The organism is Mycobacterium sp. 852014-52144_SCH5372336, assembly GCF_001665615.1.
GTDB lineage: Bacteria > Actinomycetota > Actinomycetes > Mycobacteriales > Mycobacteriaceae > Mycobacterium > Mycobacterium neumannii_A.
The window spans coordinates 17,316-41,736 of sequence record NZ_LZSW01000049.1 but is presented as its reverse complement, the minus strand read 5'-3'; the positions used below and the strand labels follow the sequence as shown (position 1 = coordinate 41,736).

At 66.2% G+C, this 24,421-nt stretch carries 24 protein-coding genes and 1 pseudogene; 12 read left to right on the top strand and 13 right to left on the bottom strand.

Annotation, left to right across the window (positions count from 1 at the left end):
* Positions 1 to 4 precede the first annotated feature (4 nt).
* The 3 genes from A5759_RS14895 to A5759_RS14885 are packed head-to-tail and all read right to left on the bottom strand — an operon-like array spanning position 5 to position 2,304.
* Positions 5 to 649, bottom strand: coding sequence for a sensor domain-containing protein (locus A5759_RS14895; RefSeq protein WP_068198977.1), 645 nt, complete (start codon positions 647 to 649; stop codon positions 5 to 7).
* Positions 650 to 685: 36 nt separating this feature from the next.
* Positions 686 to 1,141: a hypothetical protein gene (locus tag A5759_RS14890; RefSeq protein ID WP_068198974.1), complete on the bottom strand. Its 456-nt coding sequence runs from the start codon at positions 1,139 to 1,141 to the stop codon at positions 686 to 688.
* Positions 1,138 to 2,304 (bottom strand): Rieske 2Fe-2S domain-containing protein, encoded by a 1,167-nt coding sequence (locus A5759_RS14885; protein WP_064399196.1) that lies wholly within the window; start codon positions 2,302 to 2,304, stop codon positions 1,138 to 1,140. The genes A5759_RS14890 and A5759_RS14885 overlap by 4 nt, the downstream gene beginning before the upstream one ends.
* Positions 2,305 to 2,435: 131 nt before the next feature.
* On the opposite strand from A5759_RS14885, the gene A5759_RS14880 reads away from it, so the two are divergent.
* A complete protein-coding gene (locus A5759_RS14880) occupies positions 2,436 to 2,966 on the top strand; it encodes a gamma carbonic anhydrase family protein (RefSeq protein WP_066841074.1) in 531 nt (176 codons plus the stop codon).
* Here A5759_RS14880 and A5759_RS14875 read toward each other — a convergent pair whose 3' ends face one another.
* Positions 2,967 to 3,590: a hypothetical protein gene (locus A5759_RS14875; RefSeq protein ID WP_066841072.1), complete on the bottom strand. Its 624-nt coding sequence runs from the start codon at positions 3,588 to 3,590 to the stop codon at positions 2,967 to 2,969. It lies immediately after the preceding gene.
* A gap of 142 nt (positions 3,591 to 3,732) precedes the next feature.
* Here A5759_RS14875 and A5759_RS14870 point away from each other — a divergent pair, with 142 nt between their 5' ends.
* Positions 3,733 to 4,725 carry an MOSC domain-containing protein gene (locus A5759_RS14870; RefSeq protein ID WP_197506047.1) on the top strand — a complete coding sequence of 331 codons (993 nt, stop codon included), beginning with the start codon at positions 3,733 to 3,735 and terminating at the stop codon, positions 4,723 to 4,725.
* On the opposite strand, the gene A5759_RS14865 is transcribed toward A5759_RS14870, so the two are convergent.
* Genes A5759_RS14865 through A5759_RS14845 form a run of 5 tightly spaced genes read right to left on the bottom strand, consistent with a single transcriptional unit; the run spans position 4,722 to position 9,284 of the window.
* Positions 4,722 to 5,138, bottom strand: a complete 417-nt coding sequence (locus A5759_RS14865) for a nuclear transport factor 2 family protein (RefSeq protein WP_064425075.1) — start codon at positions 5,136 to 5,138, stop codon at positions 4,722 to 4,724. The genes A5759_RS14870 and A5759_RS14865 overlap by 4 nt on opposite strands.
* Entirely contained in the window at positions 5,135 to 6,013 is an 879-nt protein-coding gene (locus A5759_RS14860) for a TIGR03619 family F420-dependent LLM class oxidoreductase (protein ID WP_064399363.1), read from the bottom strand. Before A5759_RS14860 ends, A5759_RS14865 begins: the two co-directional genes overlap by 4 nt.
* An 11-nt stretch (positions 6,014 to 6,024) precedes the next feature.
* Complete coding sequence (locus tag A5759_RS14855; RefSeq protein WP_064399192.1) at positions 6,025 to 7,200, bottom strand: thiolase domain-containing protein; 1,176 nt, start codon at positions 7,198 to 7,200, stop codon at positions 6,025 to 6,027.
* Positions 7,197 to 8,264, bottom strand: coding sequence for a thiolase domain-containing protein (locus A5759_RS14850; RefSeq protein ID WP_064399191.1), 1,068 nt, complete (start codon positions 8,262 to 8,264; stop codon positions 7,197 to 7,199). Before A5759_RS14850 ends, A5759_RS14855 begins: the two co-directional genes overlap by 4 nt.
* A gap of 15 nt (positions 8,265 to 8,279) precedes the next feature.
* Entirely contained in the window at positions 8,280 to 9,284 is a 1,005-nt protein-coding gene (locus A5759_RS14845) for a Zn-ribbon domain-containing OB-fold protein (protein WP_064419344.1), read from the bottom strand.
* 58 nt (positions 9,285 to 9,342) lie between these two features.
* On the opposite strand from A5759_RS14845, the gene A5759_RS14840 reads away from it, so the two are divergent.
* The 3 genes from A5759_RS14840 to A5759_RS14830 are packed head-to-tail and all read left to right on the top strand — an operon-like array spanning position 9,343 to position 12,360.
* The gene (locus A5759_RS14840) at positions 9,343 to 10,383 is read left to right on the top strand and encodes an LLM class F420-dependent oxidoreductase (protein WP_064425076.1); all 1,041 of its coding nucleotides are present in this window, start codon (positions 9,343 to 9,345) and stop codon (positions 10,381 to 10,383) included.
* 55 nt (positions 10,384 to 10,438) lie between these two features.
* On the top strand, positions 10,439 to 11,158 hold the full coding sequence (locus A5759_RS14835; RefSeq protein WP_064419346.1) for an acetoacetate decarboxylase family protein: 720 nt from the start codon (positions 10,439 to 10,441) through the stop codon (positions 11,156 to 11,158).
* A complete protein-coding gene (locus tag A5759_RS14830; protein WP_064399187.1) occupies positions 11,155 to 12,360 on the top strand; it encodes a cytochrome P450 in 1,206 nt (401 codons plus the stop codon). The genes A5759_RS14835 and A5759_RS14830 overlap by 4 nt, the downstream gene beginning before the upstream one ends.
* A gap of 94 nt (positions 12,361 to 12,454) precedes the next feature.
* On the opposite strand, the gene A5759_RS14825 is transcribed toward A5759_RS14830, so the two are convergent.
* Positions 12,455 to 13,255: a crotonase/enoyl-CoA hydratase family protein gene (locus A5759_RS14825; RefSeq protein ID WP_064399186.1), complete on the bottom strand. Its 801-nt coding sequence runs from the start codon at positions 13,253 to 13,255 to the stop codon at positions 12,455 to 12,457.
* A 69-nt stretch (positions 13,256 to 13,324) separates the two neighbouring features.
* Between A5759_RS14825 and A5759_RS14820 the strand changes: the two genes are divergently transcribed.
* Entirely contained in the window at positions 13,325 to 14,977 is a 1,653-nt protein-coding gene (locus A5759_RS14820; protein WP_064425077.1) for an acyl-CoA synthetase, read from the top strand.
* 5 nt (positions 14,978 to 14,982) lie between these two features.
* Positions 14,983 to 16,104, top strand: coding sequence for a nitronate monooxygenase family protein (locus A5759_RS14815; RefSeq protein ID WP_064425078.1), 1,122 nt, complete (start codon positions 14,983 to 14,985; stop codon positions 16,102 to 16,104).
* Between the two features lie 91 nt (positions 16,105 to 16,195).
* Here the strand turns inward: A5759_RS14815 and fadD17 are convergent, their stop codons facing one another.
* Genes fadD17 through A5759_RS14800 form a run of 3 tightly spaced genes read right to left on the bottom strand, consistent with a single transcriptional unit; the run spans position 16,196 to position 19,990 of the window.
* Positions 16,196 to 17,701: a long-chain-fatty-acid--CoA ligase FadD17 gene (gene fadD17 / locus A5759_RS14810; RefSeq protein WP_068198972.1), complete on the bottom strand. Its 1,506-nt coding sequence runs from the start codon at positions 17,699 to 17,701 to the stop codon at positions 16,196 to 16,198.
* Position 17,702: 1 nt separating this feature from the next.
* On the bottom strand, positions 17,703 to 18,800 hold the full coding sequence (locus A5759_RS14805) for an acyl-CoA dehydrogenase family protein (RefSeq protein WP_068198970.1): 1,098 nt from the start codon (positions 18,798 to 18,800) through the stop codon (positions 17,703 to 17,705).
* Between the two features lie 8 nt (positions 18,801 to 18,808).
* Positions 18,809 to 19,990 carry an acyl-CoA dehydrogenase family protein gene (locus A5759_RS14800; RefSeq protein ID WP_064419351.1) on the bottom strand — a complete coding sequence of 394 codons (1,182 nt, stop codon included), beginning with the start codon at positions 19,988 to 19,990 and terminating at the stop codon, positions 18,809 to 18,811.
* Positions 19,991 to 20,135: 145 nt separating this feature from the next.
* Between A5759_RS14800 and A5759_RS14795 the strand changes: the two genes are divergently transcribed.
* From A5759_RS14795 to A5759_RS14775, 5 genes and pseudogenes are all read left to right on the top strand, one after another.
* Positions 20,136 to 20,327: a ferredoxin gene (locus A5759_RS14795; RefSeq protein WP_064419352.1), complete on the top strand. Its 192-nt coding sequence runs from the start codon at positions 20,136 to 20,138 to the stop codon at positions 20,325 to 20,327.
* A 45-nt stretch (positions 20,328 to 20,372) separates the two neighbouring features.
* Entirely contained in the window at positions 20,373 to 21,281 is a 909-nt protein-coding gene (locus A5759_RS14790; RefSeq protein WP_064419353.1) for a 3-oxoacyl-ACP reductase, read from the top strand.
* Between the two features lie 269 nt (positions 21,282 to 21,550).
* Positions 21,551 to 22,314: pseudogene (locus A5759_RS14785) on the top strand (ABC transporter permease).
* A gap of 28 nt (positions 22,315 to 22,342) precedes the next feature.
* On the top strand, positions 22,343 to 23,185 hold the full coding sequence (locus A5759_RS14780; protein WP_064419354.1) for an ABC transporter permease: 843 nt from the start codon (positions 22,343 to 22,345) through the stop codon (positions 23,183 to 23,185).
* Between the two features lie 9 nt (positions 23,186 to 23,194).
* A complete protein-coding gene (locus tag A5759_RS14775) occupies positions 23,195 to 24,397 on the top strand; it encodes an MCE family protein (RefSeq protein WP_064419355.1) in 1,203 nt (400 codons plus the stop codon).
* Positions 24,398 to 24,421 lie beyond the last annotated feature (24 nt).

The following is a 24,421-nucleotide window of genomic DNA, read 5'->3' as shown; positions in this document are numbered from 1 at the left end:
CGGTTCAAGCGGCGGTGTTGGCCAACTTCTCGATCCGCTCGAGCGCGTCCTCGGCCAGGGACCGCACGTCGTAGCCATTGGCGGGACCGCATGTCGAGATCTCGATCGCGGCGTTGTACGCGGCGACCAGCGCGCTGTCACAAGCCCAGTCGTCACCCTTGAACGACCACAGGAGAATCTCGGGTAAGCCGGAATCGACTGGCGGCAGAAGTTCGAAGAGATATTCGCGTTCGGCCATGCTGGTGACCCGAAAGGTCATGCCCTGGCACGAGTCGATTGTGTGCTTCGCCTGTGCGAGTGCACCTTTGGCGTCGAAATCGGCGCGGTAGACGCCGACCATCTCCTCGACGTACACGTCCAGACCGCCGTTGACCGTCATCCAGTGCCCGCCGTCGTACGCCGCGGGATCATGAGCGACGATGAACGGTGGATCCACCTCACGCGCCACGCCCGCGCAGCCATCGGGGTCGACGGATACGAACAGGTTTCCGTCGCCCTTGGTGACGTCGGGGCTCAGCAGGTCGCCGACCTGTCCGGCGGTGATCGGGGCGACCGGCGGTTCGACCGTCGGCTGGGGGCTGTCAACCACCCGCGTGCAGCCCGCAGCGGTCAGCGCGAACAGGCAGAATGTGACCGCAACGCAGCGCATATCAGAGCACTTTACGACTGCGCGTGTTGAGGAAAGCTAGCCGTCGCCAGGGGAGGGGGCCGACGAGATCTCCTCCAGGCACCCTTCGGCCACAGCGTGTTTGATGCTGTCGGCCAACCGGGGACAGGCCTTGGCGCGGGCGGGGTCGGCGCCCGATTCGCGGATCTCGGTGAAGTACGCACACCGTCGCGATGCCTCGGTGTTCCACTGCACCGACGTGTGAGCCGGCCCCAGCTTTTTGACGTCCACCGAGACGTGGCAGAAGCGGCAGTCGACCGACACCAGGCCCGACCGCAGATAGCGTTCGCGGTCCCGTTGGGTGGCTTCTCGCAGCGCCGCCGCCCGTTCGGCGCCGAAAGAGGGCGCCTTCGAGGTGATTCCGGGTGCCGAACCGCCGTGACCGTGGCCGTGGTCGTCGTCGTGCGCGCCATGCAGCATCAGCATCGCCCGGGCCAGCCGGTCGACATCAGGAACTTCGTCGCGCGGACTCATGACGAGGTCTGCTCGGCTCTTTCCTTCTCGTCCTTCTCTTCGGCCTGACGCTTGAGGTTCTCCTCGACCTCGACATGCCACTTCTCGTTGGCCGCCGTGGTGTCGACCTCGATCTCGAAGCGGTCGGTCATGTCCGGGGTGACGTCGGCGACGTCGACGTAGAACTGCTGATACCACCGACGCATCTGGTACACCGCACCGTCCTCCTCGACGAGGAGCGGATTGTCGATGCGCGTCTTGTGCTTCCAGATCTCCACGTCCTGAAGGAAGCCCTTGCTGACACCCTCGGTGAACGTATTGGCCAGCTTCTCGGTCATCTTCTCGTCCAGGCCCTTGGGCTTCTCGACGATGACGCCCCACTGCAACATGAAGGAGTTCTGCGTGACGGGGTAGTGGCAGTTGATCAGGATCGACTCGGCCTTGTATCCGCCGTAGTTGTTGTGCAGCCAGTTGATCATGAACGACGGGCCGAAATACGACGCTTCCGAGTCGAGGTGCGCCTCACCGTAGGTGGTGCCCATGTCGTTGATGTCAGGCCGGCCCACGTTGTGCAGGTACTGCGACGCGATATGGCCCTCGAAGACGTTCTTGAAGTACGTCGGCAAGCCGTAGTGGATGTAGAAGAAGTGCGCCATGTCGGTGACGTTGTCGATGATCTCCCGGCAGTTGGCGTTCTCGATCAGGATCGAGTTCCACTTCCAGTCGGTCCACTCGTCGCTTTCGACCTCCGGGATGTCGGGGATCCGGACCTCAGGCTGGGGCGGATTGCCCTCGTGGTCGTGCCAGACGAACAGGAGCCCGCCGCGAACGTCGGTCTCCCAAGCCCGAGTGCGGGCCAGCCGCGGTGTGCGCTTGGCGTAGGGCACCAGCTTGCATTTGCCGTCCCCGCCCCAGCGCCAGTCGTGGAACGGGCAGGCCACCTCGTCGCCCTTGATTGTGCCCTGGGAGAGGTTTCCGCCCATGTGGCGGCAGTAGCCGTCGAGCACCTTCACATCGCCGTGCGAATCGGCGAAGACCACCAGCATGGTGCCGAAGATCTCGATGCCGTGCGGCTTGCCGTCCAGGTAGTTCTTCACCGGGCCGAGGCAGTGCCAACCCCGGGCGTACCGGTCGGGCAGGGCGCCGGTGTCGATCTCACGAATTCCCGCGCTGTTGGTAGTCACGGTGGGCCTCCCGGTTCTGTGTCTCTAACTAGAACACGTTACAGTTTTTCCCGCTCCACACGCAATCTATGCAGGTAATCCGCCCCCTCATGAAGCGCTCATTGCCACTCAACTAGGGGTATAACCAAACGATGCCGTTGTACTCCTTCGAGGGGCGCGCACCGACGATCGATCCGGACGCGTTCATCGCGCCGACGGCCACGCTGGTCGGTGACGTGCACGTCGAGGCGGGCGCCTCGGTCTGGTTCAACGCGGTCCTGCGGGCCGACTTCGCTCCGATCGTGGTCCGCGAGGGCGCCAACGTGCAGGACTGCTGCATCCTGCACGCCCCGCCCGGCATCCCTGTGGACATCGGACCCGGCGCCACGGTCGCACACGCGTGCGTCGTGCACGGTGCGCACATCGGCGCGGAGGCGGTGCTCGCCAATCACTGCACGGTGCTCGACGGCGCGGTCGTCGGCGCGCGCACCATGATCGCGGCCCACTCGCTCGTCGTCGGCGGCACGAAGATCCCCGACGAGGTGCTGGTGACAGGGGCGCCCGCGAAGGTGCGCGGCCCGATCGCAGGAACCGGCGCGGAGATGTGGGTGAACACCAATCCCGGTGCGTACCAGGAGTTGGCTCGCCGGTACTCGACGGGTCTGCACGCCGTCGAGGAGTGACTACCGCGGCTCCGGCAGGCCGGTGCGCAGTGCGATGTCCTGCATCCTGCCGACGTTGATCACGAATTCGTCGGTGGTGGCGTCGCCGAGTGCGCTCTGAAATTCCAGTCGCACCAGCGCCGGACCCCGCGTGAACAGCAGCATCGTTACTGCCTTGCTGCGGTCGACCGACTCGCCGACGGCGATGATGCCGTCTGCGCCCACCGGAGCCGGTCGCGGTGTCGCGTCGGCGACCACCTGGTTGAGCTGGGGTATGGCCTCGCGCAGTGTTCGGGTCGCGGTTTCGGCATCCGGGTAGATCACGACCGTGTTGGCGATCGCACGCGTGTCGTCCTGGTTGACGAAAAGGGCGCTCGCGCCGGGCAGACCGCCGGGGGCCGGGTTCGTCGACTGGACGGTGAAGGTGTCCTCGTCGTCGCTGAGATCGGACGCCTGTAGCAAAAGGCGGCTGTAGTCGACGGTCGTGTCCGGCTTGTCGGTGCCGCTGGTCGTGGGGGCGTCAGGCGCCGGAGAGTCGGCTGGCGACGTGGTCGAGGTCGGGGTGCCCGTGTCCGGACCTGTGGCAGCCGGGTCGCAGCCGACGGCGGCAGCGCAGATCAGCGCCGCCGTGGCGGCCGCAGACATCGACTTCAGACGGGTAAGACGGCGGTTCTCAGGCAATGCGATCGGACTTCGTGCTCGAGAGTCGGGACAGAGATCAATAACTCAACGTACCGACCTGACCATCGACGCTGGTTACGCGTACTGCGGGCGGTACGGTGGCGCCATGACCATCGGCCAAGTTGCCCAACTGTGGCGCCACCCGGTCAAGTCGCTGGGCGGGGTCAAGGTGGACGAGACCCATATCGGTCCGCGCGGAGTGCTCGGCGACCGGCTGTGGGCGGTTCGTGACCTCGAACGCGACATCACGGCTTCGGCGCGACGCATTCCGCTGCTGCTGACCGCAACGGCTCGCTACGCCGACCCGCTGCCACCGGACGCGGGCCCCGGAAACGTGCCCGAGGTGGAGATCACCTTCCCCGACGGCACTGTTCTGTCGAGCCGCGACCCCGCGGTGCACACCAAGCTCTCCGAACTGGTGGACCGCGACGTCCGGCTCACCGCGCTGCCGCCCGCCGAGGACACGAGCCTGCACCGCATGCGGCTGCACAACCGGAAGGACGCCGTGGCCTCGGCCCAGTTACGCGCCGACTTCGGGGTCAACGAGGGCGAGAAGCTTCCCGACCTGGCGAAGTTCCCAATGGGCGAGCTGTTGAAGCTCGGCCGCTATTCGACGCCGCCCGGCATGTTCGTCGATCTCGCTCCGGTGCACATCCTGACCGCCACCAGCGTGGCTGCCATCGCTGACGAGATCGGTGACGACGTCGACGTGCGGCGGTTCCGGCCCAATGTGCTGATAACGCTCGACGACCCGGAAGGGGACCTCCCCGAATCGAGCTGGGTGGGCGCCGAAGCCAGGATCGGTGATGTGGGCCTCGACGTCATCTCGCAGACCGTTCGCTGCGTCGTGCCCAGCCGAGCGCAGCCGGGACTCGAGGTGGACCGCAGGATCACCCGCGCCGTGGCCGGCCGCGCCCAGCGGTGCCTCGGTGTCTACTGCACGGTCCCGCGGCCCGGCATGGTTCGGGTGGGCGACGCCGTCGACGTCCGGACGGTCTCCCCGTCACGTCCGAGGAAGCTGCTCGACGAAACCACGATGAGGGCCAAGCGCTTCACGCTCGGTCTGGCCACCGCAGCCGCCGACCGGATCTTCCGTTAGAGCTTGCGCGCGCTGGCGGTGGCGCGGTCCAGCTCCCAATAGGCGCGCAGCGCGACCAGTTTGCCCTCGTCGTCGACGCGGTAGGTGAACACGCCCTCGGCCGTCACCTCGTAGCCCGCGGACTGGATCACGATGCGCCCGACGTTGGCTTCCTCGTTGCCGCACTGGAACGTCTCGACAAAGTCGAAACGCAACTCGCTGGGCGCGATCGCCTTATCGTAGAACGCGGCGATGGCTTCCTTGCCGCGGTGGCCTTGGCCCTCCGGGTCGAAATGCGACGGTCCGATCGGGTCCTCGACAACGGCGTCCTCGGCGAAGTTGTCCAGCCATGCCTGCTTGTCGTGGGCGATCGCCGCCTCGCGGGATCGCTTGCCCGCCAGGTGGACCGGTGCGTCGGGGTTGGTGACGGTCACTGCTGCCAGCCCGAGTGGATGTAGGTGTCGGCGAAGCGCTTCATCGAATCCTGTTTGTCCTTGAGCGGTGCGTCGAAGCCCAATCCTTCGAACACCCAGGGCATCACGATGTTGTCGGTGACGCCGGATTCGGCGAGTTCACGGTGGCCGTCGACGCCGAACTTGTCGATGCACACCGCTTGAAACTCGAACGGTGCGTCGGCGCGGCCGTATTCGGCAAGCAGCGCCTTGAGCTTGGCGATCGTCTCGGCCAGCTGCTCACCGGTCATCATCGCGCTGGTCCACCCGTCGCCGACACGCGCCGCGCGCTTGAGCGCGACGTCGGTGTGGCCGCCGACGTAGAACGGGACCGCTGCGGTGGGCGCCGGGCTCATCTGCAGCTTGTCGAAGTCGTAGAACTCGCCGTGGAACTCGACCATGCCGCCGGCCAGCACGAGTTTGATGACCTCGATCATCTCGTCGACCCGCTTGCCGCGCTTGGCGTACGGCTGGCCGCACCACTCGAACTCCTCAGGTGCCCAACCGATCCCAACACCGAACCCGAACCGGTTGTTCGTCAGGTTGGCCACCGACCCGACCTGGCGGGCGAGTAGCAGCGGGTTGCGTGAGCCCAACTTCATCACGTTGGTGTAGAAGCGCAGCGTCGACGTCACCGCACCCATCGCGCCGGCGGCGATCAGCGGGTCCACCCACGGGGTGTTCTCGTCCCACATCCGCGAGCCATCCGGGGTGTAGGGGTAGTCCGCCGATTGCTTCTCCATATAGAAGATGGAGTCCGGCAACGCGATCGAGGTGAAGCCAACCTCCTCGGCGGTCCTGGCGATGTCGACGAGCTGATCGATCGGGCACATCGGCACCGCGCACGTGTACTGCATCCGGGTCACGGTCACGCTGCCGGCTTGTCGCTGGAAACCACCCACATCGAGTAGTACTGCGATCCGCCGCCGTAGGCGTGACCGAGCGCCTTGCGGGCGCCCTCGACCTGGTGCTCACCGGCCTTGCCCATCACCTGGATCGCCGCCTCGGCGAACCGGATCATGCCCGACGCGCCAATGGGATTGGAGGACAGCACACCGCCAGAGGCGTTGAGCGGGATGCGTCCGCCGATCGCGGTCTCCCCGGCCTCGGTCAGCTTCCAGCCCTCTCCCTCCGCTGCGAAGCCGAGGTTCTCGAGCCACATCGGCTCGAACCAGGAGAAAGGCACATAGATCTCGGCGACGTCGATCTCGTCGATCGGGCTCGTGATGCCCGCGGATTCCCACAACGCCTTGGCCGCGTCGCGGCCCGCTTGCGGATTGACCTGATCGCGACCCGAGTACGCCAGTGGTTCGGTGCGAAGCGCGGTCGCGTGGATCCAGGCGACCGGGTTGCCGTCGGCCAGACGCTGGTCGGCAATCTCCTCATTGCCGATCACCAGTGCGCAGGCGCCGTCGGAGGACGGGCACGTCTCGTCGAATCGGATGGGGTCCCACAGCATCTGCGATGACATCACCTTCTCCAGCGTGATGTCGGGCTGATGCAGATGGGCCAACGGGTTCTTGGCGCCGTTGAGCCGGTCCTTGACCGCGACCATCGCACCGATGTGGTTAGGTGCGCCGGAGCGGCGGATGTAGGCGCGCACGTGTGGGGCGAAGTAACCGCCTGCGCCCGCGCCGACGGGTTTGGTGAACGGCACCGGAATGCTCAACGCCCACATGGCGTTCGACTCGGACTGCTTCTCCCACGCCATCGCCAGCACGCGCCGGTATTTGCCGGACTGCACGAGGCTGGCGGCCACCACCGCGGTCGAACCGCCCACCGAACCGGCGGTGTGCACGCGGATCAACGGCTTGTTCGTCGCACCGACGGCATCGGCCATGAACAGTTCGGGCATCATCACGCCCTCGAAGAAGTCCGGCGCCTTGCCGACCACCACCGCGTCGATGTCGTCCATCGTCGCGCCCGCGTCGGCCAGCGCCTTGTCGATGGCTTCGCGCACCAGGCCGTTCATCGACACGTCCTGGCGCTTGGCGACGTATTTCGTCTGTCCGGTGCCCAGTACCGCAGCCAGTTGCTTGCTCATGACCGTCCTTCCAGGACCGCGACCAGATTCTGTTGCAGCGCAGGCCCGCTCGTGGCATGCGCCAACACCCGCTGCGCGGAGCCGGTGAAGATGTGTTGTGCGGCGAACCCGATGCGCTCGAGGCCCGCGGAGAACATCGGGTTGGCGGACAACGCTCCACCCGACGGGTTGACCTTCGTCTTGCCGCCCAAGCCGATCGCCTCGGTGAGGATCAGGTGCTGGTGGCTGAACGGCGCGTAGATCTCGGCCACTTCGATGGATCCCGCGTCACCGCCGGTGGCTGCCTGTGCGGACGCTGCCGTCGACGGCGAGGTGGTCAGATCACGGGCGCCCAGTATTGGCGTCTCGATGCGATGTTCGATCCCGGTGATCCACGCGGGGTTCTCACGGAGCTCACGTGCCCGGTCACCGGCGGCGAGCACGATCGCCGACGCGCCGTCGGTGATCGGCGCGATGTCGTGGCGGCGCAACGGATCCGCGAAGTACGGACGTTCCAGGAGTTCATCGATCGATTTGGCCGGCTTCTCGCTGTCGGTGCGGCCGGCGGCCGTCATCGCGTCCAGCGCCACCTGCGCCATCTGCTCGGCGGTCCACTTGCCGGCGTCCAGTCCGAACCGCGCCTGCAGGCCGGCCATCGACACCGCGTCCGGCCACAGCGGGGCCACGCTGTACGGGTCGGTCTGCAGCGCCAGCACCCGGCGCAGCACACCCGCGCTGGACTTGCCGAAGCCGTACACCAGCGCGGTGTCCACCTCACCGGTGAGGATCTTGATGTAGGCCTCATAGAGCGCCCACGCCGCGTCCATCTCGACGTGCGACTCGTTGATCGGCGGCACCGCACCGATCGAGTCGATCGCGGAGATGAATGAGAAAGCCCGGCCCGCAAGATAATCCGACGAACCCGAGCACCAGAACCCGATATCGGTCTGCTTCAGGCCGAGCTCGTCGTAGAGCTGATGGAAGCACGGCATCAGCATTTCGACGCCGTTGGTGGTCCCGTCGGTGCGCCGTACATGTGGTGCGTGCGCGAAGCCGACGACCGCTACCCCGTTGTCCGAAGTCATGAAATGAAAGCCCCTTTACAGGTGGTGCTTGTAGGAGTCGTAGTCGGCGTCGGGCTCACCCGTCGGCCGGAAGTGGTCGATGTTGTCGATGCCCAGGCCCCACTCCTCGCGCGGTTTCCAGACCGCTTCCACGCGCATGCCCATCCGGACCTCCGACGCCTCGATCTCGGTCACCAAGTGCAGGAAGGGAATGTCGGCGCCGTCGAGCAGCACGTAGGCGGCGACGTAGGGCGGTTTGATGCGCTGCCCGGCGAACGGGATGTTGATCACGGCGAACGTGGTGACGGTGCCCTTGTCCGAGAGTTCGAGGAACTCGTCGAGCGCGAGACCGGTGGCGGGGTCGGCCTCTCTGGGTGGGAAGTACACCTTGCCTGGCTTGCCGTCACGGCCGTGCTTCGAGCGCGCCCCGAGCAGCTTGCCCTCCTCGAGCGCCCGCAGGAATGTGCTTTCGGGCAACGATGCGGTGTGCTGGATCTCGATCGACGACGGCGACACCTGCACCGTCACCGGGTCGCGGTCGTCGGGCTGACCCTCCGGTTCCGCCTCGTCGCCGAGGGCGAAGTACGCGATGTCGGTGATGGCGCCGACGGGTTGGTCGACCCAGTGCGCGTGCACCCGCGCGCCGGTGCTGATCGCGTCGGACGACTCGGCATCGACCGCGTGCAGCAACGGGGTGTCGGCGCCGTCCAGTTTGATCAGGGCCCACGCGAACGGCCGGTCGAGAGGCTGACCCTGGAGCGGGGCCGGCTGCCAGGTCCACGAAACCACGGTCCCGACACCGGCCACCGGTACGATTTCCGTCAATCGCTCGTAGGTCACGGGATCGAACTCGGCAGGCGGCACGTGCACCCGCCCATCCGAACCGCGCACTCCGACGATGCGTCGCTCGCGCAGGGCGGTGAAGAACTGGGACAGGAGTGGTCCGACTGAACGGGTGTAGTCGAATGAGAGCTTCAGCGGCGCGGAAAGCGGCCGCTCATGCGGATCGATCTGCACCGGGCTGCTTTGGCTGGTGGTCACGGCATCGAGTAGAACAGGTTCTAACAATGGTTTCAAGACACCGTTATGAGGTCTGCAAATGAAGCTCGGACTGCAATTGGGGTATTGGGGCGCGCAACCGCCTGAGAACCACGCCGAACTGGTCGCCGCCGCCGAGGAGGCCGGCTTCGACACGGTGTTCACCGCCGAAGCCTGGGGCTCGGACGCCTACACACCGCTGGCGTGGTGGGGCCGCGAGACCAAGCGCATGCGGTTGGGCACGTCGGTCATCCAGTTGTCGGCGCGCACTCCGACCGCGTGCGCGATGGCGGCGCTGACGCTCGACCACCTCTCGGGCGGACGGCACATCCTGGGGCTCGGGGTGTCTGGACCGCAGGTCGTCGAGGGTTGGTACGGCCAGCGCTTCCCGAAGCCGTTGGCGCGCACCCGTGAGTACGTCGACATCCTGCGTCAGGTGTGGGCTCGCGAAGCGCCAGTGCGCAGCGACGGCCCGCACTATCCGCTGCCGTTGAGCGGTGAGGGCACGACGGGTCTTGGCAAGAACCTCAAACCGATCACCCATCCGCTGCGTGCCGACATTCCGGTGATGCTGGGCGCCGAAGGGCCGAAGAACGTCGCACTGGCCGCGGAGATCTGCGATGGCTGGCTGCCGATCTTTTACTCACCGCGCATCGCCGACATGTACAACGAGTGGCTCGACGAGGGCTTCGCCCGCCCCGGCGCGCGCCGCAGCCGCGAGGACTTCGAGATCTGCGCGACGGCGCAGGTGGTCGTCACCGATGACCGCGCCGAGATCATGGAACTGATGAAGCCGCATCTGGCGCTTTACATGGGCGGGATGGGCGCCGAGGACACCAACTTCCACGCCGACGTCTACCGCCGGATGGGTTATGCGGAGGTCGTCGAGGACGTGACCAAGCTGTTCCGCAGCGGACAAAATGACGGCAAAGAGCGAGCGGCCAAGATCATCCCCGACGAGTTGGTCGACGACTCGGCGATCGTCGGCGACCTCGGTTATGTGCAGGAACAGATCAAGGCGTGGGAGGCGGCGGGCGTGACGATGATGGTCGTCGGCGCGCGTTCGCCCGAGCAGATTCGGGATCTCGCCGCGCTTGTGTAGACCTCGAGTAGACACTTCCTTGCTAGTTGTCTACCCGGCGTTCTAGATTGACGCGATGACCCAGCACACCATCGCAGGCACGGTGCTCACCATGCCGGTGAAAATCCGCAAGGCGCATCAGCACATGGCGATGTTTTCGGTGGACGCCGACGCCGCTCAACAATTGATCGACTACAGCGGTCTGAAGGTCTGCCGGTTCCTGCCGGGCCGAGCGATCGCGGTGCTGATGCTGATGCGCTACGAGGATGGCGACCTCGGCCAGTACTACGAGTACGGCACCAACGTGATGGTGAACCCGCCGGGTTCGGATGCGACGGGTCCGCGGGCTCTGCAGTCCGCGGGTGCGTTCATTCACCACCTGCCGGTCGATCAGGCGTTCACGCTGGAGGCGGGAACAAAGATTTGGGGTTATCCGAAGGTGATGTCGGAGTTCACGATTCGTGACGGGCACACGTACTCGTTCGACGTCACCATCGACGGCCAGTTCGCGGTCGGCATGGATTTCCGTCCCGGCCTACCGGTTCCGGGCAAGTTCACCGCCAAGCCGCAGGCCCACCCCACGTACTCCTGTCGCGACGGTGTGGTGCGCCGGACCGTCGGCGAGATGAAGCTGAGCGACGTGCGCTACCGGCCGGGCGGAGCCAGGGTCCGGCTCGGCGAACATCCCTATGCGAAGGAACTGGCCTCGCTAGGCTTCCCCAAACGCGCTTTGTTCTCCGGTTCGGCTGGGAACGTGGAGATGTCGTTCGCGGATGCAGAGGAGCTTCGATCGTGACCGTTACGGCGCCGCAGACCAAACCCGATGTCGACCTGACCGACGGCGCCTTCTACGCCGGCGACTCGCGGTCGGTCTACAAGTGGATGCGCGAGAACGAACCGGTGTTCCGTGACCGCAACGGATTGGCAGCGGCCGCAACGTATGCCGCCGTGATCGAGGCCGAGCGCAACCCGGAACTGTTCTCCAACGCCGGTGGCATCCGACCCGACCAACCGGGCGTCGAGATGATGATCGAGATGGACGACCCGCAGCATCTGCTGCGCCGCAAGCTCGTCAACTCCGGGTTCACGCGTAAGCGAGTGAAAGACCTGGAGGGCTCGATCGAGAACCTGTGCGACACGCTGATCGACAACGTGTGCGAGCGCGGCGAATGCGACTTCGTCTGGGACATCGCCGCGCCGCTGCCGATGGCCGTCATCGGCGACATGCTCGGGGTCCGTCCCGAGGAGCGCGAGATGTTCCTCAAGTGGTCCGACGACCTGGTGGGTGCCCTCAGCAGCACCGCGGACCCGGAGGAATTCCAGGTCACCATGGACGCCTTCGCGGCCTACAGCGAATACATGATGGGCATGATCGCGGCCCGCAAGGAGACCCCGACCGACGATCTGGTCAGCGTGTTGGTGCACGCCGAGGTCGAGGGCAGCAAGCTCGAGGACCATCAGATCGTCACCGAGGTGCTGCTGCTGTTGATCGGCGGTGACGAGACCACGCGGCACACCCTGTCCGGTGGCACGCGGCAGTTGCTGTTGCACCCCGAGCAGCATCGGCGCCTCGCGGGCGATCTGTCGTTGCTGCCCAACGCGATCGAGGAGATGCTGCGCTGGACGGCGCCGGTGAAGAACATGGCGCGGACCGTCACCGCTGACACCGAGTTCCACGGAACGGCCCTCAAAGAGGGCGAGAAAATGATCCTGCTGTTCGAGTCGGCCAACTTCGACGAGGCGGTTTTCGAGCGTCCCGAGTCTTTCGATATCGAGCGCTATCCGAACAACCACTTGGCGTTCGGCTTCGGCACGCACTTCTGCCTGGGCAACCAGCTCGCGCGACTCGAGCTGTCGGTCATGCAGACCAAACTGCTGCAGCGACTGCCCGATCTGAGACTGGCCTCCGGCGACGAGTTGCCCTTGCGGCCCGCCAATTTCGTGAGTGGTCTGGAGAAGATGCCGGTGGCGTTCACGCCGACGGCGAAGGTGCTCTAATCCCATTGCGCCGATTGTGAAACGAGCGACGGAAATCCGACCGAAACCGTCGCAGGTTTCACGAACGAGCGAGGGCGCGGGGGGCGCTGCGGTCCTACTTCATCTGGAAGTTCGGGGCGCGCTTCTCCTTGAACGCCCGCGGGCCCTCCTTGGCGTCCTCGCTCAAGAACACCGGGATGCCGTTGGCGGTGTCGGGCTTGAACGCCTCGTTCTCGTGCATGCCCTCGGTCTCGCGGATGGTTTTCAGGATCGCCTGCACGGCCAGCGGCCCGTTGTTGTTGATCACCTCGGCGATCTCCAGCGCCTTGTCCAGCGCGGAGCCGTCGGGCACCACATAGCCGATCAGCCCGTACTCCTTGGCCTCGGCGGCGGTGATGTGCCTGCCCGTCAACAGCAGATCACACGCGATGGTGTACGGAATCTGGCGCACCAGGCGCACCGCCGATCCGCCCATCGGATACAGGCTCCACTTCGCCTCGGAGATGCCGAACTTGGCGCTCTCGCCCGCGATGCGGATGTCGGTGCCCTGCAGGATCTCGGTGCCGCCCGCGATGGCCGGGCCCTCGACGGCGGCGATCAGCGGTTTGGTCAGTCGGCGGCCCTTCAGCAGCGCGTCGATGCGCGACGGGTCGTAGCTGCCGTCGGAGAACGAGTCGCCGGGCGGCTTGGCCGTGGCCGCCTTGAGGTCCATACCCGCGCAGAAGTAGCCGCCGGCGCCGGTCAGGATGCAGGTGCGGATCTCGGGATCGTTGTCGACGCGGTCCCAGGCGTCCACCATGATCGAGAGCATCTCGGTCGAGAGCGCATTGCGTGCCTCGGGCCGGTTCAGCGTCAGGATCAGGGTGTGTCCGCGCTGCTCAATGAGGGCGTCGGGGCCCTTCTGGGGATCACTCACGAGGGTTCGCCTTCCAGCGTCGATGCCACAGACTTGTCTGGAAATGTAACACGTTCTAGTTTAGGTCTCGTGGCCCTGAACATTGCCGATCTCGCCGAGCACGCCATCGACGCCGTGCCAGACCGTGTCGCCCTCATCTGCGGCGACGACCAGTTGACGTACGCCCAGTTGGAGGAGCAGGCCAACCGGTTGGCCCACTACCTCATCGACCAGGGCGTCAAGAAGGACGACAAGGTCGGCCTGTACTGCCGCAACCGCAACGAGATCGTCGTTGCGATGCTGGGCATCGTCAAGGCCGGCGCCATCCTGGTCAACGTCAACTTCCGCTACGTCGAGGGCGAGCTGAAGTACCTGTTCGAGAACTCCGACATGGTCGCGCTGGTACACGAGCGCCGCTACGCCGACCGCGTCGCGAACGTGCTTCCCGAGACGCCTGCCGTGAAGACCGTCCTGGTGGTGGAGGACGGCAGCGATGACGACTTCGAGCGTTACGGCGGCGTCGAGTTCTACTCCGCTCTCGGACAGAGTTCGCCCGAGCGTGATTTCGGTCCGCGCAGCGAGGACGACATCTATCTGCTCTACACCGGCGGCACCACCGGTTTCCCCAAGGGCGTGATGTGGCGTCATGAGGACATCTACCGGGTGTTGTTCGGCGGCACCGACTTCGCCACCGGCGAGTTCGTCAAGGACGAGTACGACCTGGCGAAGGCGGCCGCAGAGAACCCGCCGATGATCCGCTACCCGATTCCGCCGATGATCCACGGCGCCACCCAATCGGCGACCTGGATGTCGTTGTTCTCCGGTCAAACCACGGTGCTGGCACCGGAATTCGACGCCGACGAGGTCTGGCAGACCATCGAGAAGCACAAGGTGAACCTGCTGTTCTTCACCGGCGATGCGATGGCCCGCCCGCTGCTCGACGCGCTGACCAAACTGCACGACGCCGGTCGGGAGCCCGACCTGTCGGCGTTGTTCCTGCTCGCGAGCACAGCCGCACTGTTCTCCACCAGCATCAAGGAGAAGTTCCTCGAACTGCTGCCCAACCGGGTGATCACCGATTCGATCGGATCCTCGGAGACCGGCTTCGGCGGCACCAGCATCGTGGCCAAGGGGCAGTCGCACACCGGCGGGCCGCGGGTCACGATCGACCACCGCACCGTCGTCCTCGATGAGGACGGCAACGAGGTCAAGCCGGGATCGGGTGTGCGCGGGTTGATCGCGAAGAAGGGCAACATCCCGGTCGGGTACTACAAGGACGAGAAGAAGACGGCGGAAACGTTCAAGACGTTCAACGGGATTCGCTACGCCATCCCGGGTGACTACGCCGAGGTCGAGGCCGACGGCACCGTCACGATGCTCGGGCGAGGCTCGCAGTCGATCAACAGCGGCGGCGAGAAGATCTACCCCGAAGAGGTCGAGGCCGCGCTCAAGGGTCATCCCGACGTGTTCGACGCGCTCGTGGTCGGCGTGCCCGACGAGCGCTACGGCCAGTGCGTCGCAGCCGTCGTGCACCGCCGCCCTGGCACCAACCCGACGCTGGCCGAGCTCGACACGTTCATCCGCCGGGAGATCGCGGGATACAAGGTGCCGCGCAAGATCTGGTGGGTCGACGACATTCACCGCACGCCGGCCGGTAAGCCGGACTACCGCTGGGCCAAGGACGTCACCGAAGAGCGCCCCGCCGACGAGGTGCACGCCAACCATGTGGGGTCGGCGTCGTGACGGGAATGCGCACCGAGCTGTGCGGTCGGTTCGGCATCGACTACCCGATCTTCGTCTTCACGCCATCGGAGAAGGTCGCCGCAGCTGTCAGCAAGGCGGGCGGTTTGGGCGTGCTGGGCTGCGTGCGGTTCAACTCGGCAGACGATCTCGAAGACGTGCTCTGCTGGATGGACGAGAACACCGACGGCAAGCCCTACGGCGTCGACGTGGTGATGCCCGCCAAGGTGCCCCAGGAGGGCACGGCGGTCGACATCAACAAGCTGATCCCGCAGAGCCATCGCGACTTCGTCGACAAGACGCTCGCCGATCTCGGGGTTCCGCCGCTGCCGGAGGACGGGGACCGTAACGAGGGCGTCCTCGGCTGGCTGCACTCCGTGGCGCGCTCGCACGTCGAGGTGGCGCTCAAGCATCCGATCAAGCTGATCGCCAACGCGCTCGGCTCGCCGCCGAAGGACGTCATCGACCAGGTGCACACCGCGGGAGTCCCGGTCGCGGCCCTGGCCGGCAGCGCCAAGCACGCGCAGCGCCATGTGGACAACGGCGTCGACATCGTGGTGGCGCAGGGGCATGAGGCCGGCGGCCACACCGGTGAGATCGGCTCGATGGTGCTGTGGCCGGAAATCGTTGACGCGCTTGGCGGTAAGGCCCCGGTGTTGGCCGCCGGCGGTATCGGCACCGGCAGGCAGGTGGCCGCGGCGCTGGCGCTCGGCGCTTCCGGGGTGTGGATGGGTTCGGCGTTCCTGACGGCGGCCGAGTACGACCTCGGCCACCGCAAGCCCGGCGGCATCTCGACGATCCAGGAGGGGCTACTGCGGGCGACGTCGGCCGACACCGTGCGCCGGCGGATCTACACCGGCAAGCCCGCCCGTCTGCTCAAGACGAAATGGACCGACGCCTGGGATGCGCCCGACGCTCCCGAGCCGTTGCCGATGCCGCTGCAGAACATCCTCGTCAGCGAGGCGCATCAGCGCATGAACGAGTCGGACAACCCCGACACCGTGGCAATGCCGGTCGGCCAGATCGTGGGGCGGATGAACGAGATTCGCCCGGTCGCCGACATCATCGCCGAGTTGGTGGAGGGCTTCGAGGAGGCCACGCGCCGGCTCGACGGCATCCGCGGAAACTAGCTTCCCGGCCGAGCGTGGGCTCGAGTCACGCTAATTCGCGGACTGCGTGACACGACGCCACGTTCGGCGCAGGAGGGGTCACCCACCAGCGCTAGCGCGAAATCGGGTACACGGGATCGGAGCAGTCGGTGCCCTCGGCCGCCAGCTGCCGTTTGATCACCTTGAACGTCTCCGTGCGGGGTAGCGCCGTGCTGACCCGTACGAAGGCGGGCCACTGCTTGGGACCGAGATCGGTTTGGTCGCAGAGGAATTCGCGGAAGGCATCGACGTCGAAGGCCACACCTTCAGTGAGGGTCAGCGCGGCCATCACCTGGTCACCGACATCCGGCGCGGGTATCCCGTAGACCGCGACCTCCACGACGTGGGGGTGCCGCAGCAGCACCCGCTCGATCGGTGCCGCGCCGAGGTTTTCGCCGTCCACGCGCATCCAGTCGCCGAGGCGGCCCGCGAAGTAGGCGAAGCCGTTCTCGTCGCGGTAGGCCAAGTCGCCGCTGTGGTACACGCCGCCGCGCATCCGCTCCGCGTCGGCCTCCGGGTCGTTGTAATAGCCCTCGAAACGCCCTGCGTCCGAGACGTTGACGAGCTCACCGGTGACACCGGGCGGGCACGGTTCGCCGGTATCGACATCGACGATCTCGGTCCCCGGCGGGAGTGGGCCCAGCGAGCCGGGCGGAGTGTCGGGCGTGCGGGCGATCGCGATACCACCCTCGGTGGAGCCGAAGCCGTCCATCACCACCGTGCCGAACCGCGTCGCGAACCGCTCGACATCGGCGGGCGCACCCTCGTTGCCGTACACGGCTCGCAACGGATTGTCCGCGTCGTCGGGGCGCTCGGGTGTCGTGAGGACATACGACAGCGGCTTTCCGACGTAGTTCGCATAGGTCGCACCGAAGCGACGGACATCGGGCAGGAACTGTGAGGCGGAGAACTTGCGGCGCAACGCCAGAGAGCCCTGTGACGCCAGCGCCACCGCCCACCCGACCAGTACCGCGTTCGAGTGAAACAGGGGCATCGACACGTAGCAGACATCGCGGGGTCCGAGGTCGAAGCGCTGTGTCATCGTCACTCCCGCCACCGCGACCTTGCCGTGGCTACATTTGACGGCCTTCGGATCACCGCTCGTACCCGATGTGTAGATCAGCATGAACAGGTCCGCGGGATCGGCCTCGCGCACGACGACCGGCTCATCGGCGAACGCCGCCACCTCGGCCGCCCATTCGGCAGAGTCGACATCGATGTGGTCGATGCCGTCGATGATGTCTCGCGCACCCGAATCGGCAAGCACCAATTGGCAATCGGCATGCGCGATGTCGCGCTGCAGCGCCGCTCCCCGGCGGACGGGGTTGAGGCCGACCGGCACGATCCCGGTCAACCCCGCGGCGGCCAGGACCGCCGAGAAGAACGGCGTGTTCTGCAGCAGCACCCCGACGTGAGGGGGCCGGTCCGGATCGAGACGGACCCGCAACGCGGCGGCGACGGCCGCGGCGTACCGCAGGTGCTCTCGCCAGGGCGTGAAGGTCTCCTCGAAAAGCACTCCGCGATCGTCGATGTCGACCAGCGGCGCCAGCAGTTCGGCGACCGTGGGCAGCCTGTTCACATCACGCGGGCGTATCGGCCAGCTCCCGACCGATGCGCAGCAGTTGACCCGTCGCGCCGCCCACCGCGAACTCGGTCTGCTTGGCCGCCAGGAAATATCGGTGCACAGGGTGGTCGATGTCGATCCCGACTCCGCCGTGCACGTGCACGGTGGTGTGGGCGACGCGGTGGCCGGCATCCGCGGCCCAGAACGCGGCGGTGCTGACGTCGACGTCGGCGGGCAGATCTTCGGAGAGCCGCCATGCGGCCTGGGTCAGGGTCAACCGCAGGGCCTTGACGTCGATGTAGCCGTCAGCCAGTCGTGACGACACCGCCTGGAAGCTGCCGATCGGCCGGTCGAACTGTTCGCGTTCGCGGGCGTACTCCGCGGTGAGCTCCAGCGCGCGTTCGAGCGCTCCGAGCTGAAAGGCGCTGCGGCCCAGCGCGGCCCGCACGGTCAGCCACGCCGCGACGTCACCGTCGCCGACGACCCGGCCGGCATCGACTTCGGTGCCCTGCAGTTCTACGTGAGCGACGCTGCCGTGACCGGTGGTGCTCAACGACTCGACCGTCACGCCGGGGTCGGTGGCCGCCACCAGGAAAACCTTGAGGCCCGAGTCCGTTTCGGCGGGGATCAGGAACGCATCGGCGACCGGACCGTAGGGGACCTGGGTGCGGGATCCGGTGAGCCGGTAGCCCGCACCGGAGGACTGCGCCTGCACCGGGCCCTGACCCATCTCGCCGTCGAGCGCGACGGTGAGGACCTTGTCGCCCTTGATCGCGGGCACCGCCCACTCCTGCTGCAGTGCCTCCGGGGCGAACCTGGCCAGCGCGCCGGCGCCCAGTACGACCGACTCGAGGTATGGCACCGCGGACAACTGCCTGCCGAGCGCGACCAGGATCGCCACCTGTTCGAGCACCCCGAATCCGCCGCCGCCCACCGACTCCGGAGCGGCAGCAGAGAGCACGTCGGCCTCGATCAGCTTGCCCCACAGCGTTTTGTCGAACCGTTGCTCGAGGCGGTCCAGTTCGCGCTGGCGCTCGGGGGTCACGACGGAGTCGACGATCGTGCGGACCAGTCCGCCGAGATCCTCTGACGCTTCGGTTGTCCTGAAGTCCATGTCGAGTCCTATCGGTTCACTCGGGGCAGGCCGAGCGCGACCATGCCGATGATGTCGCGCTGAATCTCGTTCGTGCCGCCGCCGAACGTCAGGATCAGGCAGCTGCGGTGCATCCGTTCGATCCGCCCGCGCAGCAGGGCCCCCGGCGTGCCAGGACGCAGCGTGGCCGCGGTGCCCAGCACCTCCATCAGCAGGCGGTAGGCCTCGGTGGCCAGTTCGGTGCCGTACACCTTGGCCGCCGACGCGTCCGCGGGTGAGGGCGCGGCGTCGTCGGCGGACGCCAGTTCCCAGTTGATCAGCTTGAGCACCTCGGCCTTGGCGTGCACCCGGGCCAGGTTCAGCTGCACCCACTCGGAGTCGATCAACCGCTTGCCGTGCACATCCTTGGTGTTCTGCGCCCACTCGCGAACCCCGTTGAGCGCCAGGAAGATCGGTTGAGCGGACACCAGTGCGACCCGCTCGTGGTTGAGCTGGTTGGTCACCAGCTTCCAGCCGGCGTTCTCCTCACCGACCAGGTTGGTCGCCGGCACCCGGACGTCCTGGTAATAGGTGGCGCTGGTGTCGACACCGGCCATGGTGTGCACCGGCGTCCAGGAGAACCCCTCGGCGGTGGTGGGGACGATCAGCATCGAGATTCCGCGGTGCTTTTTGGCCTCGGGATTGGTGCGCGCGGCCAGCCACACGTAGTCCGCGTAGGCGATCAGGCTCGTCCACATCTTCTGGCCGTTGATGACGTAGTCGTCGCCGTCGCGGACCGCAGTGGTGCGCAGCGACGCCAAGTCGGTGCCTGCGCCGGGTTCGGAGTAGCCGATCGAGAAGTGCAGATCCCCCGCCGCGATCTTGGGGAGAAAGAACTTCTTCTGCTCCTCGGTGCCGAAGTGCATGATCGTCGGCGCGACGCTGTTGATCGTCAGGAACGGCACCGGGACATTCGCGATCGCGGCCTCGTCGTTGAAGATCAACCCGTCGATGGGAGGGCGCTCCTGGCCGCCGAACTCCTTGGGCCAGGACAAGGTCAGCCAGCCGTCCTTGCCCATCTGCGCGACGGTCTCGCGGTAGACGTTGCCGCGTCCCATCTCGCCCTCGTTAGATGCCAGCGCCTCTGCGCGCTCGGGCGTCATCAGCTTGGTGAAGTAGGAGCGCAGCTCGCGGCGCAGCTCTTCCTGCTCTGGGGTGTAGCCGATCCGCATCGCCTTGTCCTAACTTCTCTAGAGGCACGAAATGGCATACCGGGAGCCAGCCCCGATTCCCTCCCGGTTGTAACACGTTCTAGTCTTGGGGTCCAGGCCGGTGCCACACTGGGCTCGGAGCAGCTTTGACCGCGAGGAGGTTGTGATGAGGGTGGAAGTGGACCGGGACCGGTGCGAAGGCAACGCCGTTTGCGTGGGAATCGCGCCCGCCCTGTTCGATCTCGACGAGGACGATTACGCGGTGGTCAAGCTCGATCCGGTACCCGCCGACCAGGAGGACCTGGCCGAGCAGTCCATCGCGGAGTGCCCGAGAGCGGCGCTGCTTCGCCGCGACTAGAGGTATTCATAAATTGACGACGCACGCGGGCATCCGAGGAGTGGCATGAGTACAGACCCCAACGACCTGTCCGGCCGCGTGGCGGTGGTAACCGGCGCGGCGGCAGGGCTGGGACGCGCGGAGGCCATCGGCCTTGCCCGGGCGGGCGCGACGATCGTCGTCAACGACATCGCCCCCGCGCTCGACAAGTCCGACGTGCTCGACGAGATCTCCGCGGCGGGTGCCAAGGGCGTCGCGGTGGCGGGCGACATCAGCGAGCGCTCGACCGCCGACGAACTGGTCGAAACGGCCGACGGACTCGGCGGCCTCGGCATCGTCGTCAACAACGCGGGCATCACCCGCGACCGCATGCTGTTCAACATGTCCGACGAGGACTGGGATGCGGTGATCGCCGTGCACCTGCGCGGGCACTTCCTGTTGACCCGCAACGCGGCCACCTACTGGCGCGCGAAAGCGAAAGAAAACGACGGCCAGGTCTACGGCCGGGTCATCAACACCTCGTCGGAAGCCGGGCTGGTGGGGCCGGTCGGGCAGGCCAACTACGGCGCCGCCAAGGCCGGGATCACCGCGTTGACGCTGTCGATGGCCCGTGCGCTGGAACGCTACGGTGTGCGGGCCAACGCCATCGCGCCCCGCGCCCGCACCGCGATGACCGCGGACGTGTTCGGCGAAGCGCCGGAGTTGACCGAGGGCCAGATCGACCCGCTGTCGCCCGACCACGTCGTGAACCTGGTGCGCTTCCTGGCCTCGTCGGCGGCCGAAGGGGTCAACGGTCAGCTCTTCATCGTCTACGGTCCTACGGTGACACTGGTGGCAGCGCCGACGGTCGAGGCACAATTCAGCGCCGAGGCCGATGCCTGGGACCCCTCGAAGCTGTCGGCAACCCTCCAGGAGTACTTTGCTGGACGCGATTTGCAGAAGGGTTTCTCGGCCACCGCGCTGATGAATCAGTAAGACTGACGGTCTCGTTCGTTACGTCCGAGCTTGACTAGAACACGTTCTAGAATGAGCTGGGTCACACTTGCCTTGGCCAGCACAAAAATCACATTTGTGACTCCATTTTCGGAGCTTTGACACTCCGAACGTGTTCTAGTTAGTATGATCCGGCTCACCGAGAGCAACGCTTAGCCAAGGGGTGGGAAGTCCGCCGTGACAACGTATTTCACCTCTTCGCCACGAAGACGACGCGCCGAACATCCCTTCCCCCGAGAACGGAGCAAAGGTTGATCGAACAGCTCGCGGCACCGGCACGGGCCGTGGGCGGGTTCGTCGAGATGTCGTTTGACACGTTCGCCAAGACGTTCCGGCGGCCGTTTAGTTCCGTGAGTTCCTCGACCAGACCTGGATGATCGCGCGGGTTTCGCTCGTTCCGACCCTGCTGGTGGCCATTCCTTTCACGGTGCTGGTCGCGTTCACCCTCAACATCCTTCTGCGCGAGATCGGCGCCGCCGACCTGTCCGGCGCGGGTACCGCCTTCGGCACCATCACCCAGCTCGGGCCCGTGGTGACCGTGCTGGTGGTGGCGGGCGCCGGTGCGACCGCCATCTGCGCGGACCTGGGTGCGCGCACCATCCGCGAGGAGATCGACGCCATGCGGGTGCTGGGCATCGACCCCATCCAGCGGCTGGTGGTGCCGCGCGTGCTCGCCTCGACGTTCGTGGCGCTGCTGCTCAACGGCCTGGTCTGCCTGATCGGCCTGTCCGGTGGTTACGTGTTCTCGGTCTTCCTGCAGGGCGTCAACCCCGGCGCGTTCATCAACGGGCTGACGGTGTTGACGGGCCTCGGTGAGCTCGTCATGGCCGAGATCAAGGCTCTGTTGTTCGGGGTGGTGGCCGGACTGGTGGGCTGCTATCGCGGGCTGACCGTCAAGGGAGGCCCCAAGGGCGTGGGCACTGCGGTCAACGAGACCGTCGTCTACGCGTTCATCTGCCTGTTCGTGATCAACGTCGTGATGACCGCGATCGGCGTGAGGGTGCTCGAGCGATGAACGCTTGCGTGAAGAGCAAAGGGCTGCGATGAGCTACGACGTCACGCTTAGCTTCCGGCGCTTCTTCAGCGGTGTGCCGAAGATCGTCGACAACATCGGCGAGCAGGCGCTGTTCTACGGCGAGACGATGCGCTACCTGCCCAACGCGGTGCGGCGGTACCGCAAGGAGACGGTCCGCAACATCGCCGAGATGACGATGGGCACCGGCGCGCTGGTGATGATCGGCGGCACGGTCGGCGTCGCCGCCTTCCTGACCCTGGCCTCCGGCGGCGTCATCGCCGTTCAGGGCTACAGCTCACTGGGCAATATCGGCATCGAGGCGTTGACCGGCTTCCTGTCGGCCTTCCTCAACGTGCGCATCGTCGCCCCGGTGATCGCGGGCATCGCGCTGGCGGCGACGATCGGCGCGGGCACCACCGCTCAACTGGGCGCCATGCGGGTCTCCGAGGAGATCGACGCGGTCGAGTCGATGGCCGTGCACTCGGTGTCCTACCTGGTGTCCACCCGGCTGATGGCGGGCATGGTCGCGATCATCCCGCTCTACTCACTGTCGGTGCTCGCCGCGTTCTTCGCCGCCCGATTCACCACCGTGTTCATCAACAAGCAGTCCTCGGGCCTCTACGACCACTACTTCAACACCTTCCTGGTGCCGACGGACCTGCTGTGGTCCTTCCTTCAGGCAATAGTCATGGCCATCGCGGTCATGCTGGTGCACACCTACTACGGCTACAACGCATCGGGCGGTCCGGTCGGTGTCGGCATCGCGGTCGGCCAGGCCGTGCGGACCTCACTGATCGTCGTCGTCACCATCACCCTGTTCATCTCACTCGCCGTCTACGGCGCGTCCGGCAACTTCAACCTCTCCGGGTAGGCGGGGACGATGTCTGATACCGAGGCCAAGCGCAGCCACGTGAGGATCGCCGCGGCGATCCTCGCCGCGATCCTGATCGCGGCGACGGTGTTCACCTACCTGGCCTACACGGCGGCCTTCACGCCGGTGGACACCGTGAGCGTCACTGCTCCCCGCGCGGGTCTGGTGATGGAGCGCGACGCCAAGGTCAAGTACCGGGGCGTGCAGATCGGCAAGGTCGAGTCGATCGAGTACGCCGGCGACGAAGCCAAGCTGACGTTGGCCATCAACCGCACCGAGATGCGCTACATCCCCTCCAACGCCAATGTGCGCATCGGCAGCACGACGGTTTTCGGCGCTAAGTCCGTCGAGTTCCTGCCGCCGGCGCAGCCGTCGGGTCAGCAGCTGAAGGCCGGCGCGACCGTGGCCGCCAAGGATGTGCAGCTCGAGGTCAACACGCTGTTTCAGACGTTGAGCGACGTGCTCAACAAGATCGACCCGATCAACCTGAACGCCACGCTGAGCGCGGTGGCAGAAGGCATGCGCGGCAACGGTGACGATGTCGGCGCGTTGCTCGCCGGGCTGAATTACTACCTGCAGCAACTCAATCCGAAGCTGCCCACGCTGCAGGAGGACCTGCGCAAGACCGCGGTGGTGGCCAACATCTACGGCGATGCCGGTCCGGATCTGGCTCGGATCATCGACAACGCACCCGCGATCAGCGACACGATCGTCGACGAGAAGGACAATCTCAACGCGACGCTGTTGGCCGCGACCGGCCTCGCCAACAACGGCACCGCCACCCTCCAACCCGCCGAAGACGACTACATCGCGGCGATCCAACGACTCCGTGTGCCACTAAAGGTGGTCGGTGAGTACTCACCGATGTTCGGTTGCCTGCTGAAGGGCACTGCCCAGGCGGTGGACCGGTTCGCCCCCATTATCGGCGGAATCCGACCGGGTCTGTTCGTCGCCTCGAATTTTCTCCCCGGTTCACCGGCGTACACGTATCCCGAGAGCCTCCCGATCGTGAACGGCACCGGTGGCCCGAACTGCCGTGGTCTCCCTGAAGTCCCGAACAAGCAATTCGGCGGGTCCTGGTATCGCACGCCGTTCCTGGTGACCGACAATGCTTATGTCCCGTACCAACCGAACACCGAGTTGCAGTTCGACGCGCCGTCGACGCTGCAGTGGCTGTTCAACGGGGCGTTCGCGGAACGGGATGACTTCTGATGTGGGGGTACCGCCCGCGCGCGG